Here is a 17,066-nt window from a genome sequence, read left to right as displayed (position 1 = left end):
ACGTACAATGCGGGCTTCGTTTCTTGCAACCGTGTTGCGTTTGAGATCGATGCTGCTCCCTAAGAACGGAAAAGCCGATCCCGGGAGCCCATCATCGATTCCACGCTTGTCTACATCCTGCTTGCAGCCACCATCTCGGGGGTGGGCAGTATCTTTGGCGCGGCGCTGTTGTCGCTGACCGTGGCTTCCCGCGTGGTCGAGCGCATGGTGAGTTTCTCGGTGGGGGTGCTGCTGGCCACGGCGCTGCTGCATTCCCTGCCCGAGGCGTTCGAGTCCGGCGCCGATCCGCGTGCCTTGTTCGGTACCTTGCTGGCCGGCCTGCTCGGCTTCTTCCTGCTGGAAAAAGTCGCGCTGCTGCGCCACTCGCATCATCACGAGGGCGATGGGCACCACCATCACCACGGCCATGACCGAGAGGAAGCCGGCCGTAGCGGCATGACCATCCTGGTGGGCGACACCTTCCACAATTTCGCCGACGGCATCGTGATCGCCGCGGCCTTCCTGGCGGATCCGCATATTGGCCTGGTCACCGCGCTGGCCATCGCCGCGCACGAGATCCCGCAGGAGGTGGGCGATTTCATCGTGCTGCTCAACGCCGGGTTCTCGAAGGCGCGCGCCTTTGCCTTTAACCTGCTGTCCAGCCTGGCGGCGATCGCTGGCGGCGTGGTGGGGTATTACCTGCTCGACCAGATGAGCGGCTGGATTCCCTACGTGCTGGTGATTGCTTCAAGCAGCTTCGTCTATATCGCCGTAAGCGACCTGATGCCGCAGATGCAGCGCAAGCCGCGCTGGCGCGAATCGATCATCCAGGTCGTGCTGGTCGCCACCGGGATCTGCGCCATCTTCTTCATCACCAATGGCGTGCACGAAGCGCATGACCATGGTCATGGCCATGCACATGGCGTGGCGGCTGCCGCCAGGTAAGCTGGCCCTGGCGGCTTGCGCCGCTCGCCATCAGGCCCCGCTTGCTACTGGCCGCGCCGGGTCGGCGCACCACTCGCTCCACGAGCCCGGATAGAGCGCGGCGCCCGGCATGCCGGCTACTTCCAGTGCCAGCAGGTTGTGGCAGGCGGTCACGCCCGAGCCGCACTGCATGATCGCCTCGCTGGCCGGCTTGCTGCCCAGCACTTGCCCGAACTCCTGGCGCAACGCGCTAGCCGGCTTGAAACTGCCGTTTTCTCCCAGGTTGTCCTTGAAGAAGCGGTTGGCCGCGCCCGGGATATGCCCACCCACGGGGTCCAGCGTTTCATTCTCGCCACGGAAGCGGTCTGCCGCACGGGCGTCCACCACCAGCCGGGCGGGGTTTGCCAGGTTCGCCAGCACGGCGTCGGCGTCCACCGTGGCCACCAGCGCCGCCTTGCGCGTCAGGTTGCCCGGGGTTTCGGGCTCCGGCGTGTTGCCTGCCTCGAGCGGCAGGCCCGCCGCCACCCACGCATTCTTGCCGCCATCCAGCACGGCCACGGCGCCGTGGCCCAGCCAGCGCAGCAGCCACCAGGCGCGCGCCGCGTACATGCCGCCCTGCGCGTCGTAGGCAATGAGCTGGGTGTCTTCGCTAACGCCCAGCACGCGCAGGCGCGCGGTCAGCGTGTTCGGGTCCGGCAACGGGTGCCGGCCGTTGGTGCCGGTTTTCTCGCCGGACAGTTCGTTGTCCAGGTGCAGGTAGAAGGCGCCGGGCAGGTGGCCTACGTGATAGGCCTCGCGTCCGGCGGCCGGGTTGGCCAGGTCGAAACTGCAGTCGATCACGACGCTGTGGCGGCTGCCGTCTTCGCGCAGCGCGCGCAGGTCCTGGCTGGAGATCAGGGTGGTGAACATGGCGTAACCTTGGGTTGGGATCGTTGCGCCGCAACGGCACGGGCAGGCGCGGTGAGAGGGCGGGGTGAGCACGGTCCGCCACCCCCGATGCTACACCTCGGGGTGCACTTCCGCCTCGGCCGACTTGACCGGGGTATCGGCGGTTGGCTGCCGGTTGGAGCCTTCGCGCGCCCGGGTCAGCGTGGTGGCGATGCCGCTGGCGATGATCAGCGCCATGCCGACCCAGGACAGCCAGTTGAGCTGGTCGCGCCAGACAATCATGCCCCATAGGCTGGAGAACACGATGCCGGCGTATTGCAGGTTGGCGGTGAGCAGCGTGTTGCCGCGTTTGTAGGCGCGCGTCATCGCGGTCTGGCCGAGCGTGGCCAGGATGCCGATCGCCAGCAGCAGGCCCGCGCCGCGCCAGGTGTGGGTGCTCGGGCCGGTGTACAGCATCCAGGCCAGGCCGACCACCATCCCGACTGCCGAGAAATAGAACACGATGCGGCCTTCGGGCTCGCCCAGCTGGCCGAGCTGGCGCACCTCGACATAGGCCAGCGCGGTGAACATGCCGGAGATCAGGCCGATCAGGCCGCCGGTGAGCTGGTTATGGCCGACGGAAGGCTGCAACAGGCAGATTACGCCGCCGAACGACATCAGGATGGCGCCGATCAGCTTGCGGTCCGCGCCGCCGGTGCCGGTCAAGGCTGCGCCGGCGCCCAGGATCAGCGCGATCCAGACCGGCGACATGTAATTCAGGGTCATCGCCGTGGCCAGCGGCAGCATGGTGATCGAGGTGAACCACAGCAGCAGGGCGGTCACGCCGAACAAGCTGCGCTTGATATGCATGGCCATGTGCGGCGTACGCACCGAGGTGCCCGACGAAGCCAGCACCGTCCACATGATGATCACGCCGATCAGGCTGCGGTAGAACACGATCTCGCCCGTGGCATAGATCTCGGATGCCAGCTTGACGCCCACCCCCATTAAAGAGAAGGCGAAGGCGGCGAACAGCATCCAGAGCGATTGCATGGTGGGGCGAAAGGAAGAATGGACAGCGCGCGAAGCGGGTCCTGGCGGGGGCGGGGATCCGAATCGCGAAAGGCTCCGCATGGGGCGAATGGCCGGCAGGGCAGGCGGCGAGACGCCGGACGCACACCGGAAGCGGCGATTGTATCAGCGAGTGTGCACCGCACCAAAGGCAAAACGGACCGCATGGGCGGTCCGTTTTGCTTGCGTCTGCGCTGCGCTGTCGATGCCGCGGCTCGCTGGGACTTGGCTGGCGGGTCAGTCCGTGAAGGACATGGCGCGGCGATACCATTCATGAAAGTGCTGCATACCGTCTTCCATGGGCGACTGGTATGGGCCCGTCTCACTGACGCCGCGTTTGGCCAGCGCCCGGCGCCCGGCATCCATGCGCTCTGCGATCTCGTCGTCCTCGACGCAGGTTTCCATGTAAGCGGCGCGCTCGGCCTCGACGAACTCGCGCTCGAACAGCGCGATTTCCTCGGGGTAGTAGAACTCCACGACGTTGCGCGTCTTGTTCGGCCCGAGCGGGTGCAGGGTAGAGACCACCAGCACGTTCGGATACCACTCCACCATGATGTTGGGGTAGTAGGTGAGCCAGATCGCGCCGTACTTGGGCAGCACGCCGTTGTTGAAGCGCAGCACGGCCTCATGCCATTTCTGGTACGTAGGGCTGCCCGGGCGCTTCAGGCCCGCGTGCAACCCGACCGTCTGGACGCTGTGCCAGTCGCCGAACTCCCAGCTCAGGTCGTCGCAGGAGACAAAGCTCCCGAGGCCCGGGTGGAACGGCACGACGTGGTAGTCCTCCAGATAGACCTCGATAAAGGTCTTCCAGTTGTAGTTGCACTCGTGGATCTCGACGTGGTCGAGCAGGTAGCCTTCGAAGTTCAGGTCTTCGGCCACGCCCAGGCGGGCCAGGTCGGCGCGAACGTCGCGCTGCCCCTCGAACAGCAGGCCGTTCCAATTCTGTAGCGGCGAGCGGTTCAGGTGGACGCACGGACGCTCGGCGAAATGCGGCGCGCCGAGCAGTTCGCCCTTCAGGTCGTAGGTCCAGCGGTGCAAGGGGCAGACAATGTTCTTCGCATTGCCGCGGCCATTGAGCATGATGGCCTGCCGATGGCGGCAGACATTGGACATGAGCTCGATCCCGTCGGCATTCCGTACCAGGATGCGGCCCTCGTCCTCGGCGGCCAGCGCCTGAAAATCGCCCGTTTCGGGGATCATCAGTTCGTGGCCGACATAGCCCGGGCCCTTCTTGAACAGCAGTTCCAGTTCTTGTTGATGCAGTGCCTCGTCGATGTAGACGTTCACGGGCAACTGCGTATCAGCCGGCACCAGTTTCAGCGCGGTGCTGAGATTGGACATTATCCCCACTCCCTATGACAGGCGAAAGCAGTGAACAACCCAACCATCGAAAAAGAAATCGATTTGGGAAAGACAGTCAGCCGCGCCGTGGCCCGCTTCCGGGTCGAAAGATGGAGATCGCGCTGACGAACCGCGGATTGTACCCGAGCGAAAAAGTTAAGGGACTGATTATTTAGCCTTTTTAGCGAAAAAGTCGACCCGGGTCGTCATGGAGGTGTCGTTCGGGGCGCATTCGGAAAGACGACCCAAGCGCACAAGTCACTTTCCGGCAACGCATGTCGATGCCCCCTGTTGCATGGGATGCGGGCAATGCCCCGCTTTGGCGTAAAATCCCAGCTTCCCCAGATTCAATGTCCGCAATGCCAAAGACTACGAGCTCCCCGGCCCAGACCGATCCGGCCGCGACCGACCAGCGGTCCGCCTCCGCGCCGCCCGCCTCCTACGAGGCCGCCATGGCCGAACTGGAGGCGCTGGTAGCCAGCATGGAGGGCGGCGCCTTGCCGCTGGAAGATTCTTTGGCCGCGTACAAGCGCGGGGCCGAACTGGTCAGGTACTGCCAGCAGATGCTCGAACGCGTGGAACAACAGGTTAAAGTGCTGGACGGCGATGTGCTCAAGCCCATGGCCGCCGATGCTGGAGACCTGGAATGAGTGAATCGCAACAAGCTACCGAAGCCGGCGATTTCGCCGGGTGGATGCGCGCCACGGGCGCCAGGACCGAGGCCGCGCTCGACGCCGGGCTGCCGGCTGTGGAGACAGTGCCTTGCACGCTGCACGAAGCCATGCGGTATGCTGTGCTCGGCGGTGGCAAGCGGGTTCGCCCCTTGCTGGTGCACGCGGCCGGTGAAGTAGCGGGCGCCGCACCCGAGGCCTGCGACGCGGCAGCCAGCGCGGTGGAGATGATCCACGCGTACTCGCTGGTGCATGACGATATGCCCTGCATGGACGATGACGATTTGCGTCGTGGCCGTCCCACCGTGCACAAGGCCTATGATGAAGCGACGGCGCTGCTGGTAGGCGACGCGCTGCAGACCCAGGCCTTCGTGGTGCTGGCCGAATCGGCCTTGCTGACCTCGCTCGACGCCGCCGCGCGCCTGCGCCTGGTAGCGGAACTGGCCCGGGCATCCGGCTCGGTGGGCATGGCAGGCGGGCAGGCGATCGACCTGCAGCATGTCGGCCTGGCCATGTCGCTGGAAGAACTGGAGGGCATGCACCGCATGAAGACCGGTGCGTTGCTGCGCGCCAGCGTGCGCATGGGCGCTTACTGCGGTGCCGTGGACGAAGCCGGCCTGGCCGCGCTTGACCGCTACGCCGCAGCCGTGGGCCTGGCGTTCCAGGTGGTGGACGATATCCTCGACGTGACCGCGGATACCGCCACGCTGGGCAAGACCGCCGGCAAGGACGCGGCAAACGACAAGCCGACCTACGTGTCGCTGATGGGGCTCGAACCTGCACGCCAGCTGGCGGAGCAGCTTCGGGCCACGGCGCATGAAGCGTTGGCGGTGTTCGGCGCGCGCGCCCGACGCCTGGGCGAACTGGCCGATCTTATCGTGCTGCGCTCGAATTGAATGGATACGCAGGAAAAACTGACAACCGGGCACAAGAATCCGGCCGCCGAACGGACATCATGACCTACGCACTGCTCAAAACTATTGACGACCCCGCAGCCCTTCGCAGGCTGGACCGCCGCCAGCTCAAGACGCTGGCCGACGAACTCCGCGCCTACGTGCTCGAATCGGTGTCGCAAACCGGCGGCCACCTGTCGTCCAACCTGGGCACGGTCGAGCTGACCATTGCCCTGCACTATGTGTTCAATACACCGGACGACCGCGTCGTCTGGGACGTGGGGCACCAAAGCTATCCGCACAAGATCCTGACCGGTCGCCGCGACCGCATGCATTCGCTGCGCCAGTGGGGCGGCATCTCGGGCTTCCCGCGCCGCTCGGAAAGCGAGTACGACACCTTCGGCACCGCGCATTCGTCCACCTCCATCTCGGCTGCGCTGGGCATGGCGCTGGGTGCGCGCACGCTGGGCGAGAAGCGCGTTTCCATCGCCGTGATCGGCGACGGCGCGATGACCGCCGGCATGGCCTTCGAGGCCATGAACAACGCCGGTGTCTACAAGGACCTGCCGCTGCTGGTGGTGCTCAACGACAACGACATGTCGATCTCGCCGCCGGTGGGCGCGCTCAACAGCCACCTCGCGCGGTTGATGAGCGGCAAGTTCTACGCGGCCACCAAGAAGGGCATTGAACGCGTGCTGTCAGTGGCCCCGCCGGTGCTCGAGTTCGCCAAGCGCTTCGAGGAACATGCCAAGGGCATGATGGTGCCGGCGACGCTGTTCGAGGAATTCGGCTTCAACTACATCGGCCCGATCGACGGCCATGATCTCGAATCGCTGGTGCCGACGCTGCAGAACATCCGCCAGCGCGCCCTCGAAGGCGGCGGCCCGCAGTTCCTGCACGTGGTCACCAAGAAGGGCCAGGGCTACAAGCTGGCCGAGGCCGACCCGATCCTGTACCACGGCCCCGGCAAGTTCAACCCGGCCGAAGGCATCCGCCCGTCGACCAAGCCCGCCCGCAAGACCTACACGCAGGTGTTCGGCGAATGGCTGTGCGACATGGCCGCCGCCGATCCCAAGCTGGTGGCGGTGACGCCGGCCATGCGCGAAGGCTCCGGCATGGTCGAGTTCGAGAAGCGCTTCCCCAGCCGCTACTACGACGTGGGCATCGCGGAGCAGCATGCCGTGACGTTCGCCGGCGGGCTGGCCTGTGAAGGCCTCAAGCCCGTGCTGGCGATCTACTCCACGTTCCTGCAGCGCGGCTATGACCAGCTGATCCACGACGTGGCGCTGCAGAATCTGCCGGTGGTGTTCGCACTCGACCGCGCCGGCCTGGTCGGCGCCGACGGCGCTACCCATGCGGGTGCCTACGATATCGCGTTCCTGCGTTGCATCCCCAACATGATGGTGATGACGCCGGCCGACGAGAACGAATGCCGCCAGCTGCTGACCACCGCGTACCAGCAGGATTGCCCGACCGCCGTGCGTTACCCGCGCGGCGCCGGCACGGGCGTGGCGACCGAGGCCGCGCTCACCGCGCTGCCGGTGGGCAAGGGCGAGATGCGCCGCACGGGCGGGGCGCGCGCCGGCCAGCGCGTGGCTTTCCTGGCGTTCGGCTCGATGCTGCATCCGGCGCTGGGCGCGGCCGAGGCGCTCGACGCCTCGGTGGCCAACATGCGCTTCGTCAAGCCGCTTGACGAGGCGCTGGTGAAGAAGCTCGCGAGCGAGCATGACTACCTCGTCACCGTCGAAGAAGGCTGCGTGATGGGCGGCGCTGGCAGCGCGGTGCTCGAAGCGCTGGCCGCCGCCGGCATCGCCATGCCGGTGCTGCAGCTCGGCCTGCCCGACCGCTTCGTCGATCATGGCGACCCGGCCTTCCTGTTGTCGCAGTGCGGGCTGGACGCCAAGGGCATCGAGCAATCGGTGCGTGAGCGCTTCAACCTGGCCCAGCCTGCCGTCGCCACCCGCGCGGCCTGAGCCAACGGCGCGCCCGCAGCTTGCGGGCGCGCCGGTTTTCCTGATGGTTTCCTGATGCCATCACCCGTGCATCCCGTACGGGTATCGCCCCGCTCGTGGGCAGTCAAAGGCAAATTCCCTTAGAATCCCAGGTTCTGTGTTCGCAGCTGCGGGAAGCCATCGGCTTTGCCATCCCCGCGGTTTCACACTCGTTGCGCGGCAAGGTTGACTGCGAAAAATGCCGCGACCGTAGAGGAAACCTGATCGATATGAATGACATCAATCCCGCCTTTGTGATGCCCGACGTGCAGTCGAGCCTCGATACCCGCCAGATCCCCATCCAGCGGGTTGGCGTGAAGGGCGTGCGTTACCCCCTGTCGCTGAAGACGCCGGCTGGCGTACTGGCCACCGTCGGCACCTTCAATCTCGATGTGCACCTGCCTGCCGACCAGAAGGGCACGCACATGTCGCGTTTCGTCGCGTTGCTGGAAGAAGAGCGCGAGCCGCTGGAACTGGCGAGCTTCCGCACGCTGCTCGACAAGATGCTGGTCAAGCTGGAAGCCGAGGCTGGCCGCATCGAAGTGACCTTCCCGTATTTCATCAACAAGACCGCGCCGGTATCCGGCGTGCAATCGTTGATGGACTATGAAGTCACGCTGATCGGCGAAGTGCGCAACGGCGCCACCAAGGTCTTCCTGAAAGCCCTGGTTCCGGTCACCAGCCTGTGCCCGTGCTCGAAGAAGATCTCGCAGTACGGCGCGCACAACCAGCGCTCGCACATCACCATGAACGTCGAACTGGCGGCCGACCTGCCGGTCGAGGCGCTGGTGCGCATGGCCGAGGAAGAAGCCTCGTGCGAGTTGTGGGGCCTGCTCAAGCGCCCGGACGAGAAATTTGTCACCGAGCGCGCTTACGAGAACCCCAAGTTCGTCGAGGACCTGGTGCGCGATATCGCCATGCGCCTGAATGCGGACGATCGCATCGTGGCCTATGTGCTGGAGGCCGAGAACTTCGAGTCCATCCACAATCACAGCGCCTACGCCGTGATCGAGCGCGACAAGCGCGCGCAGTAAGCCCGCCGTGCCTCAGTAAAAAAAGCCATCGCGAGGTGGCTTTTTTACTGCATCGAGGCGCTCGCTTCAGGCGGCGGGGCGCTCCGGCAGCCGGATGTCCGACAGCTCCCAGCGCGGCGTCACGCCGTAGCCGTAGTCGCGCTTGGCCAGCTCCGGCGCGGCTTGCAGCCGCATGGCGCCAGCGAAGGCGATCATGGCGCCGTTGTCCGTGCAGAAGGCCAGGTCCGGATAGTAGACCTCGATCTTCTTCTGCGCGCCAAGCTGGTTCAGCCGCTCGCGCAGCTGCCGGTTGGCGCCCACGCCGCCGGCCACCACCAGGCGCCGGTGCCCGGTCTGCTTGAGGGCGGCCATCGACTTGGCGGCCAGCACGTCGACGATGGCATCGACAAAGGAGCGTGCCAGGTTGGCCCGGTCCTGCTCGCACACATTGCCCAGCTTGCGGGTTTGCGTGAGCACGGCGGTTTTCAGGCCGGCGAAGGAGAAATCGAGGGTGCCCGAATGCAGCATCGGACGCGGCAGGGCGTACGTGCCGGGCACGCCGAACTCGGCCAGCCGCGAGACTTCGGGGCCGCCCGGGTAGCTCAGGCCGAGCAGCTTGGCGGTCTTGTCGAACGCTTCGCCGGCGGCATCGTCCAGGGTCTCGCCCAGCAAGGCGTAATCGCCGATGCCGCGCACTTCCATCAGCTGCGTGTGCCCGCCCGAAACCAGCAAGGCAACGAACGGGAATGGCGGCGGATTGGGTGTCAGCAGCGGCGACAGCAGGTGGCCTTCGAGATGGTGCACGCCCAGCATCGGCACGTTCAGTGCGAAGCCCAGGGCGTTGGCCACCGATGCACCCACCAGCAGCGCGCCGGCCAGGCCAGGGCCTTGGGTGAAGGCAATCGCATCGATGTCGGCGCGGGTGCGGCCGGCTTCGTCGAGCACCTGCCGCAACAGCGGCAGCACGCGGCGGATATGGTCGCGCGAGGCGAGCTCAGGCACGACGCCGCCGTAGTCGCGGTGCATGGCGATCTGCGAATGCAGGGCGTGGGCGAGCAGGCCGGATTGCGTGTCGTAGAGCGCGAGGCCGGTTTCGTCACAGGAGGATTCGATGCCGAGGACAAGCATGGGGCAGGCAAGGCCGGCATCAGCGAGGCCGGCAAATCAAGGGGTTGGAGCGGGCTGACGACCATCGGGCCGGCAGCCGGGCATGAGGCCAGCAGGGTAGCACAGCGGCGCTGGCCATGCTTTTCGCTACAATCGCCGCTTCTTCCGCAGGCACTAATCAGGCATTCATTGGGCAAGACAGACATGGGCAGCAAGCAGACCACAGAGACCGGCCGGGCCGGCGCGCGCGCAGGGCGCTTCGACGTGGCGGTGCTTGGCGCCGGGGCCGCCGGCATGATGTGCGCCGCTGTGGCGGGGCAGGGTGGCGCCAGCGTGGTGCTGATCGACCACGCCACCAAGGTGGCGGAGAAAATCCGCATCTCCGGTGGCGGGCGCTGCAATTTCACCAACCTGCAGGCGGGGCCGGCCAATTTCTTGTCGGCTAATCCGCACTTTTGTCGTTCCGCGCTGGCCCGCTACACGCCGCAGGATTTCCTCGCGCTGATGCGCAAGCATGAGATCGACTGGCACGAGAAGCACCGCGGCCAACTCTTCTGCAACGACAGCGCCGAGCAGGTGATCGAGATGCTGCGTGCCGAATGCGGCGCGGGCAACGTGCACTGGCGCACCGGCTGCGGCGTGGACGAAGTCAGGCGCGAGGGCGACGATTTCCTGCTGATGACGGCAAGCGGGCCGGTGCGTGCCGGCGCGCTGGTGGTGGCCACGGGCGGCCTGTCCATCCCGAAGATCGGCGCCACCGACATCGGCTACCGCATCGCCCGCCAGTTTGGGCTGGGCGTTGTCGAGACGCGCCCGGCGCTGGTGCCGCTGACGTTCGACGGGCAGGGCTGGGCGCCGTTCGTGCCGCTGGCCGGCGTGTCGATGGAGGTAGATATTGCGACGGGTAACGGCAAGACGGCCGGCGCTTTCCGCGAGGACTTGCTGTGGACCCATCGCGGCCTGTCCGGCCCGGCCGTGCTGCAGATTTCCAGCTTCTGGCGCCCTGGCACGCCGATCACCATCGACCTGTTCGACGGCAACGACGCCAGTGAATGGCTGCTCGAGCAAAAGGGTGGCAGCCGCAAGCACCTGGCCAACCTGCTCGCCGAGCGCCTGCCGGCGCGTCTGGCCGACGCCTGGTGCGCGGCAGCTGGCCTGAACGGCGCGCAGCCGCTGCACGATATGCCGGACAAGGCACTGCGCCGGCTGGGCGCGGCGCTCAACAGCTGGCAACTGGTGCCGGCAGGCACGGAGGGCTACCGCAAGGCGGAGGTCACACTCGGTGGCGTGGACACGCGTGCGCTGTCGTCGGCGACCATGATGGCGCGCACCGTGCCCAACCTGTATTTCATCGGCGAGGTGGTCGACGTCACCGGGTGGCTGGGCGGGTACAACTTTCAGTGGGCGTGGGCATCCGGCGTGGCCGCCGGGCAGGCCGTGGCAGAGAGCGCAAGGGCCATGGCGGCGGGGACAGCCTGAGTGTCGTAAGCAGCATGGCGGCAAAAAAACCGCCATACGGGCTTGACAGCGGTTGTGCTACACTTGTAGCTTTCGTAAAACCGCTAACAGCTGCTACTTATTTCAGCAAAATGACCACGATCCACCTTAAAGAAAACGAGCCGTTTGAAGTTGCCATGCGTCGTTTCAAGCGCACCATCGAGAAAAACGGCTTGCTGACTGAATTGCGGGCTCGCGAGTTTTACGAAAAGCCGACGGCTGAGCGCAAGCGCAAGAAGGCCGCGGCCGAAAAGCGCCACTACAAGCGCATCCGCAGCCTGATGCTGCCGAAGAAGATGTACTGAGCGTACCCTTCGCGTTCCGCATCAAAACCCGCTGTGGGCAAGGCTCCGGCGGGTTTTTGCATTGGCGGCCCGACGGCCGGCGTTGCGCCTGCCGGCACCATCCCGGCACCATCCCGCCCAAACTTTCCTGGAATAATGCGATGTCCCTCAAAGCCCGTGTAACCGAAGACATGAAGGCCGCCATGCGTGCCCGCGAGACCGAGCGCCTCGGCACCATCCGCTTGCTGCTGGCTGCCATCAAGCAACGGGAAGTGGACGAGCGCATCGAGCTCGACGACACCGCCGTGCAGGCCGTGATCGAAAAGCTGATCAAGCAGCGCAAGGACTCCATCTCCCAGTTCACCCAGGCCGGCCGCACCGACCTGGCCGACAAGGAGAGCGCGGAAATCGAAGTGCTCAAGGTCTACATGCCGGCGGCCCTGTCGGATGCGGAAGTGGCCGCCGAAGTGCAGGCCGCGGTCACGGAAACCGGCGCCACCGGCCCGCAGGACATGGGCAAGGTCATGGCCGTGCTCAAGGCCAAACTGGCCGGCCGTGCCGACATGACCGCCGTCTCCGGTCTGGTCAAGGCCGCGCTGGCGGCGCGTTGAGCGGGGCGGGCCGCCAGCTGGCACCTGGCGGCCGGAGGCCGCGGAGTACGGCTAAAGGCACTTTTTGCCCGGCACCCCTCGCCGGCGCTGGCTGCAATCCGTTGCGTCTGCACTACAATGTAGTGTTAAGAGGCCGGAAAGCGCAGTGCCGGTCACGCACTTCATGAACCAGATATCGCCGCTGCCCGGTACCACGGGCAGTTCGGCCATAGGACGACAAGCCGGGTGATTCCGCAATCCTTCATTCAGGACCTGCTCAACCGTGTCGACATAGTCGATGTGGTGGGCAAGTACGTGCAGTTGAAGAAGGGCGGCGCCAACTTCATGGGGCTCTGCCCCTTTCACAACGAGAAGTCGCCGTCGTTCACGGTCTCGCCGACCAAGCAGTTCTATCACTGCTTTGGTTGCGCAGCGCATGGCTCGGCCATCGGCTTCCTGATGGAATACTCGGGGCAATCCTACCCCGATGCTGTGCGCGAGTTGGCGCAATCGGTCGGCCTGTCCGTGCCCGAGGAGCGCGACCGGCTGCCGCCGGCCCAGCGCGCCGAAGTGCAGGCGCGCTCGCTGGCGCTGTCCGATGCCATGACCCGCGCGACCGAGTTCTACCGCAAGCAATTGCGCAGCGCGCCGCAGGCGATCCAGTACCTCAAGAGCCGCGGCCTGACCGGCGAGATCGCGGCGCAGTTTGGTCTGGGCTATGCCCCGGACGACTGGCAGGGGCTGGAGTCGGTGTTCGGCAATTATCGCGACGATGCGATCGCCGGGCCGCTGGTGGAAGCCGGCCTGATGATCGAAAGCGCCGAGAAGCGCGACGCCGACGGCAAGCCGCGGCGCTACGATCGCTTCCGGGACCGCATCATGTTTCCCATCCGCAGCACCAAGGGCCAGGTGATCGGCTTTGGCGGGCGGGTGATGGGGCAGGGCGAGCCCAAGTACCTGAATTCACCGGAAACGCCCCTGTTCAGCAAAGGCACCGAGCTATATGGCCTGTTCGAGGCCCGCCATGCGATCCGGGAAACCGGCTATGTTTTGGTGGTCGAAGGTTATATGGACGTGGTGGCCCTGGCTCAGCTGGGCTTTGCCAACGCCGTGGCCACGCTGGGCACGGCCTGCACGGCAGTGCATGTGCAAAAGCTGTTGCGCCAGACCGATGCCGTGGTGTTCTCGTTTGACGGCGACGCGGCCGGGCGCCGCGCGGCGCGCCGGGCCCTGGAGGCCTGCCTGCCGTACGTGGCGGACAACAAGACCATCCGCTTCCTGTTCCTGCCCGCCGAGCACGACCCGGACAGCTATGTGCGCGAGCAGGGCACCGACGCGTTTGCCGCGCAGGTGCGCGATGCCATGCCGCTGTCGCGCTTCCTGCTGCAGGTGGTGTCGGAGGGGCAGGAGCTGCGCCAGGCCGAGGGGCGCGCCCGCGCCCAGTACGAGGCCAAGCCGCTGCTGCAGTCCATGCCTGCAGGCGGCCTGCGGTTGCAGATCGTGCGCGAGCTTGCCGATGCCACCGGCACCACGCCGGCCGAAATCGAAGCCGTCTGCGGGCTGGCGAGCGACCCGGCGCGGGTCGGACGCTTTGCCCAGCCGCGGCCGCGCACCAAGCGCCAGGCCCCCACCGGGCTGGAGCAGCGGGTGCTGCAGTTGCTGATGCGCTACCCGCAGCTGTCGAGCCGGCTCGACGCCGATAGCCGGGCACTGCTGCTGGAAGACGAGCAGGCCGACGCCGAAGTGCTGGCGCACCTGGTGTCCGCGTGCGACGAGTTGCAGGGCGAGGTGAACTTCGCGGCCTTTAGCGAGCATCTCGCACAGTCGCCGTACGCCGAGGTCTACGCCAATGTGCGCGCCGCGGTACTGCGTGAAGAGATCGATGAGGAACCTGCCGAGCAGGAGTTCGATACCGCCATCGCCAAGCTGCTGGCGGGGCCGTTGCGCCGCGAGCTCGACATGCTCCAGCAGTCGGTGATCATGGGCACTGCGGATGAGCAAGGCAAGAGCCGCATGCGATGGCTGGTCAGCGAGATCAATCGCCGGCGGCAGTTGGGTTGAATTGGGTTGAATCGGGTTGACCGTCCGGTAGGTCGGGCAAGGTGGGTGGTGACAAATAAGTGAGGGCTTGGCGCGGCATGGCTACGCTTAAGCCTTGATTTTTCAGGTGAAAACCTCACCTGTTGGGAAGCCGGCTAATTGCTAGTGCTACAATAGCCGGTTTGGATAGCGAGATCTTTCTCTCCCCTTCTGGTGAAAGTGAGCGTGCCAATGGCAAAGGCCAAAGCAACCGAAAAGGTTTCCACTAAAACTCCCCAATCGGGGAGCGGCAAGGCGTCCGTGAAAACAACGGCGGCTGCGAAGACAGCCGCGTCAGTCAAGGCGCCAGCCCAGCCTGTGCCAGCTAAGACAGCTCGGAGCGCCAAGGCGCCCGCAGCGTCCACTTCCACCGGGATCCGCCCGTCCGAAAACCTGAAGCCCTCGACTTCGGCACACGAGAGCGGCGATAGCGCCAATACAAGCGGCAAGCACGCCGCATCTGTACCTGTGAAAGGCAAGAGTATTACCGTGGCGAAACAGCAGAATACCGAAGTCGAGAGCAAGAAAGCGGCAGCGACCAGCGCCAAGACCGGAGACGCCAAGCCAGGCGCCGCCGAGCCCGAGGCCACGCCGAATGCCACAACTTCCGCCCCCGTTGCATCCGAGCGTCCCGCCGCTCCGGCAGTCAAGCCGGAGCCGAAGAAGCGTGGCCGCAAGCCCAAGGCCGGAGCGCAGCACGACGACAGCACACCAGACGACGTGACTGAAGAGCTTTACGAAGACGAGATCCCCGCGGCGGCAACGCCGACTGCAGCGCCCAAGAGCGAAAAGCAAAAGGCTCGCGACCGCAAGGCCAAGGAAAAGGCTCTGCTGAAGGAGTTCGCCTCGACGCAGCAGGGTACCGAGGAAGAACTGGAAGTACGCCGCCAGAAGCTCAAGGCGCTGATCAAGCTCGGCAAGTCGCGCGGCTACCTGACGTACGCGGAAATCAACGATCACCTGCCGGACGACATGGTCGATTCGGAAACGATCGACACGCTGGTCGCCACGCTCAACGACATCGGCATCGCCGTCTACGAGCAGGCGCCGGACGCGGAAACGCTGCTGCTCAACGACAATGCCCCGTCCGCCACCAGCGAGGAAGAAGCCGAGGAAGAAGCTGAGGCCGCGCTTTCCACGGTGGACTCCGAGTTCGGCCGCACCACGGACCCCGTGCGCATGTACATGCGCGAGATGGGCACGGTGGAACTGCTGACGCGCGAAGGCGAAATCGAAATCGCCAAGCGCATCGAGGCCGGCCTGAAAGACATGGTGATGGCGATCTCCGCCTGCCCGGTCACGATCTCCGAGATCCTGGCCTTGGCCGAGCGCGTTGCCAGCGATGAAATCAAGATCGACGAGTTCGTCGACGGCCTGATCGACCCGAACGCCGCGGACGTGCCCGTGGCCCCGCCGGCTCCGGCCGTGGTGGCGGCTGCCGAGGAAGACGAGCCGGAATCTGACGGCGAAGAATCCGACGAAGACGAGGATGACGATGCCGGCGGCCTGGCTGCCTCGGCACGCCAGCTCGAAGAGCTGAAGCTGGCCGCGCTGGAAAAATTCCGCGTGATCGCCGAGCAGTTCGACAAGATGCGCCGCTCGTTCGAGAAGGAAGGCTACAAGTCCAAGTCCTACGTCAAGGCCCAGGAAGCCATCCTGAACGAGCTGATGAGCATCCGCTTCACCGCCCGCAACGTCGAACGCCTGTGCGACACGCTGCGTGGCCAGGTGGACGAAGTGCGCAAGCTCGAGCGCTCCATCCTGAAGATCGTGGTGGACAAGTGCGGCATGCCGCGTGCGGATTTCGTCGCCCGTTTCCCGGGCAATGAGACCAACCTCGAGTGGATCGACACGATTATCAAAGACGGCAAGCCGTACAGCACCATCGTCGAACGTAATGTGCCGGCCGTGCGCGAGCTGCAGCAAAAGCTGATCGACCTGCAGATGCGCGTGGTGCTGCCGCTCAAGGAGCTCAAGGAAGTCAACCGCAAGATGAGCGAGGGCGAGAAGCGCGCCCGCGAAGCCAAGCGCGAGATGACCGAGGCCAACCTGCGCCTGGTGATCTCGATCGCCAAGAAGTACACCAACCGCGGCCTGCAGTTCCTCGATCTGATCCAGGAAGGCAATATCGGCCTGATGAAGGCGGTGGACAAGTTCGAATACCGCCGCGGCTACAAGTTCTCGACCTACGCGACGTGGTGGATCCGCCAGGCCATCACCCGCTCGATCGCCGATCAGGCGCGCACCATCCGTATCCCGGTGCACATGATCGAAACGATCAACAAGATGAACCGCATCTCGCGCCAGATCCTGCAGGAAACCGGCAACGAGCCGGATCCGGCAACGCTGGCCGAGAAGATGGAGATGCCGGAAGACAAGATCCGCAAGATCATGAAGATCGCGAAGGAACCGATCTCCATGGAAACGCCGATCGGTGACGACGACGACTCCCATCTTGGCGACTTCATCGAAGACACCAACACGCTGGCCCCGGCCGAAGCGGCGCTGCACGGCTCCATGCGCGACGTCGTCAAGGATGTGCTGGATTCGCTCACGCCGCGCGAAGCCAAGGTGCTGCGCATGCGTTTCGGCATCGAAATGAGCACGGACCACACGCTGGAAGAAGTCGGCAAGCAGTTCGACGTCACACGCGAGCGGATCCGTCAAATAGAAGCCAAGGCATTGCGCAAGCTGCGTCACCCGAGCCGCTCGGATAAGCTAAAGAGTTTCCTTGAAGGCAGTTGATCGGTATCATGCCG

The 17,066-nt window shown here is 65.3% G+C and carries 14 protein-coding genes; 10 read left to right on the top strand and 4 right to left on the bottom strand.

Annotation, left to right across the window (positions count from 1 at the left end):
* Positions 1 to 90 precede the first annotated feature (90 nt).
* Positions 91 to 924, top strand: a complete 834-nt coding sequence (locus AC1RQK_RS36615) for a ZIP family metal transporter (RefSeq protein WP_492374036.1) — start codon at positions 91 to 93, stop codon at positions 922 to 924.
* A gap of 30 nt (positions 925 to 954) precedes the next feature.
* On the opposite strand, the gene AC1RQK_RS36610 is transcribed toward AC1RQK_RS36615, so the two are convergent.
* From AC1RQK_RS36610 to AC1RQK_RS36600, 3 genes are all read right to left on the bottom strand, one after another.
* A complete protein-coding gene (locus AC1RQK_RS36610; protein ID WP_492373999.1) occupies positions 955 to 1,812 on the bottom strand; it encodes a sulfurtransferase in 858 nt (285 codons plus the stop codon).
* A 90-nt stretch (positions 1,813 to 1,902) separates the two neighbouring features.
* The gene (locus tag AC1RQK_RS36605; RefSeq protein WP_441634467.1) at positions 1,903 to 2,823 is read right to left on the bottom strand and encodes a DMT family transporter; all 921 of its coding nucleotides are present in this window, start codon (positions 2,821 to 2,823) and stop codon (positions 1,903 to 1,905) included.
* Positions 2,824 to 3,078: 255 nt separating this feature from the next.
* Positions 3,079 to 4,182, bottom strand: a complete 1,104-nt coding sequence (locus AC1RQK_RS36600) for an aromatic ring-hydroxylating oxygenase subunit alpha (RefSeq protein WP_174428233.1) — start codon at positions 4,180 to 4,182, stop codon at positions 3,079 to 3,081.
* Between the two features lie 359 nt (positions 4,183 to 4,541).
* Here AC1RQK_RS36600 and AC1RQK_RS36595 point away from each other — a divergent pair, with 359 nt between their 5' ends.
* The 4 genes from AC1RQK_RS36595 (at position 4,542) to folE2 (ending at position 8,771) form a co-directional block, all read left to right on the top strand.
* Complete coding sequence (locus tag AC1RQK_RS36595; RefSeq protein ID WP_492814292.1) at positions 4,542 to 4,832, top strand: exodeoxyribonuclease VII small subunit; 291 nt, start codon at positions 4,542 to 4,544, stop codon at positions 4,830 to 4,832.
* On the top strand, positions 4,829 to 5,749 hold the full coding sequence (locus AC1RQK_RS36590) for a polyprenyl synthetase family protein (RefSeq protein WP_492814290.1): 921 nt from the start codon (positions 4,829 to 4,831) through the stop codon (positions 5,747 to 5,749). Before AC1RQK_RS36595 ends, AC1RQK_RS36590 begins: the two co-directional genes overlap by 4 nt.
* A 59-nt stretch (positions 5,750 to 5,808) precedes the next feature.
* On the top strand, positions 5,809 to 7,719 hold the full coding sequence (gene dxs, locus AC1RQK_RS36585; RefSeq protein WP_441634475.1) for a 1-deoxy-D-xylulose-5-phosphate synthase: 1,911 nt from the start codon (positions 5,809 to 5,811) through the stop codon (positions 7,717 to 7,719).
* 248 nt (positions 7,720 to 7,967) lie between these two features.
* Positions 7,968 to 8,771: a GTP cyclohydrolase FolE2 gene (gene folE2, locus AC1RQK_RS36580; RefSeq protein WP_150984189.1), complete on the top strand. Its 804-nt coding sequence runs from the start codon at positions 7,968 to 7,970 to the stop codon at positions 8,769 to 8,771.
* A 66-nt stretch (positions 8,772 to 8,837) separates the two neighbouring features.
* On the opposite strand, the gene tsaD is transcribed toward folE2, so the two are convergent.
* Complete coding sequence (gene tsaD, locus AC1RQK_RS36575) at positions 8,838 to 9,878, bottom strand: tRNA (adenosine(37)-N6)-threonylcarbamoyltransferase complex transferase subunit TsaD (RefSeq protein ID WP_492814287.1); 1,041 nt, start codon at positions 9,876 to 9,878, stop codon at positions 8,838 to 8,840.
* 183 nt (positions 9,879 to 10,061) lie between these two features.
* On the opposite strand from tsaD, the gene AC1RQK_RS36570 reads away from it, so the two are divergent.
* The 5 genes from AC1RQK_RS36570 (at position 10,062) to rpoD (ending at position 17,052) form a co-directional block, all read left to right on the top strand.
* Entirely contained in the window at positions 10,062 to 11,336 is a 1,275-nt protein-coding gene (locus AC1RQK_RS36570; protein WP_492814285.1) for a BaiN/RdsA family NAD(P)/FAD-dependent oxidoreductase, read from the top strand.
* A 110-nt stretch (positions 11,337 to 11,446) separates the two neighbouring features.
* The gene (gene rpsU, locus AC1RQK_RS36565; RefSeq protein ID WP_043348281.1) at positions 11,447 to 11,659 is read left to right on the top strand and encodes a 30S ribosomal protein S21; all 213 of its coding nucleotides are present in this window, start codon (positions 11,447 to 11,449) and stop codon (positions 11,657 to 11,659) included.
* A gap of 140 nt (positions 11,660 to 11,799) precedes the next feature.
* Positions 11,800 to 12,249: a GatB/YqeY domain-containing protein gene (locus AC1RQK_RS36560; protein ID WP_492374005.1), complete on the top strand. Its 450-nt coding sequence runs from the start codon at positions 11,800 to 11,802 to the stop codon at positions 12,247 to 12,249.
* A gap of 225 nt (positions 12,250 to 12,474) precedes the next feature.
* Positions 12,475 to 14,289: a DNA primase gene (dnaG, locus tag AC1RQK_RS36555; RefSeq protein WP_150984193.1), complete on the top strand. Its 1,815-nt coding sequence runs from the start codon at positions 12,475 to 12,477 to the stop codon at positions 14,287 to 14,289.
* A gap of 486 nt (positions 14,290 to 14,775) precedes the next feature.
* The gene (gene rpoD, locus AC1RQK_RS36550) at positions 14,776 to 17,052 is read left to right on the top strand and encodes an RNA polymerase sigma factor RpoD (RefSeq protein ID WP_492814282.1); all 2,277 of its coding nucleotides are present in this window, start codon (positions 14,776 to 14,778) and stop codon (positions 17,050 to 17,052) included.
* Positions 17,053 to 17,066: the final 14 nt, after the last annotated feature.

Source organism: Cupriavidus sp. GW822-FHT02D05 (assembly GCF_058802485.1).
Note: the sequence above shows the minus strand (reverse complement) of the source record. Positions and strands in the feature narration are given on the sequence as shown.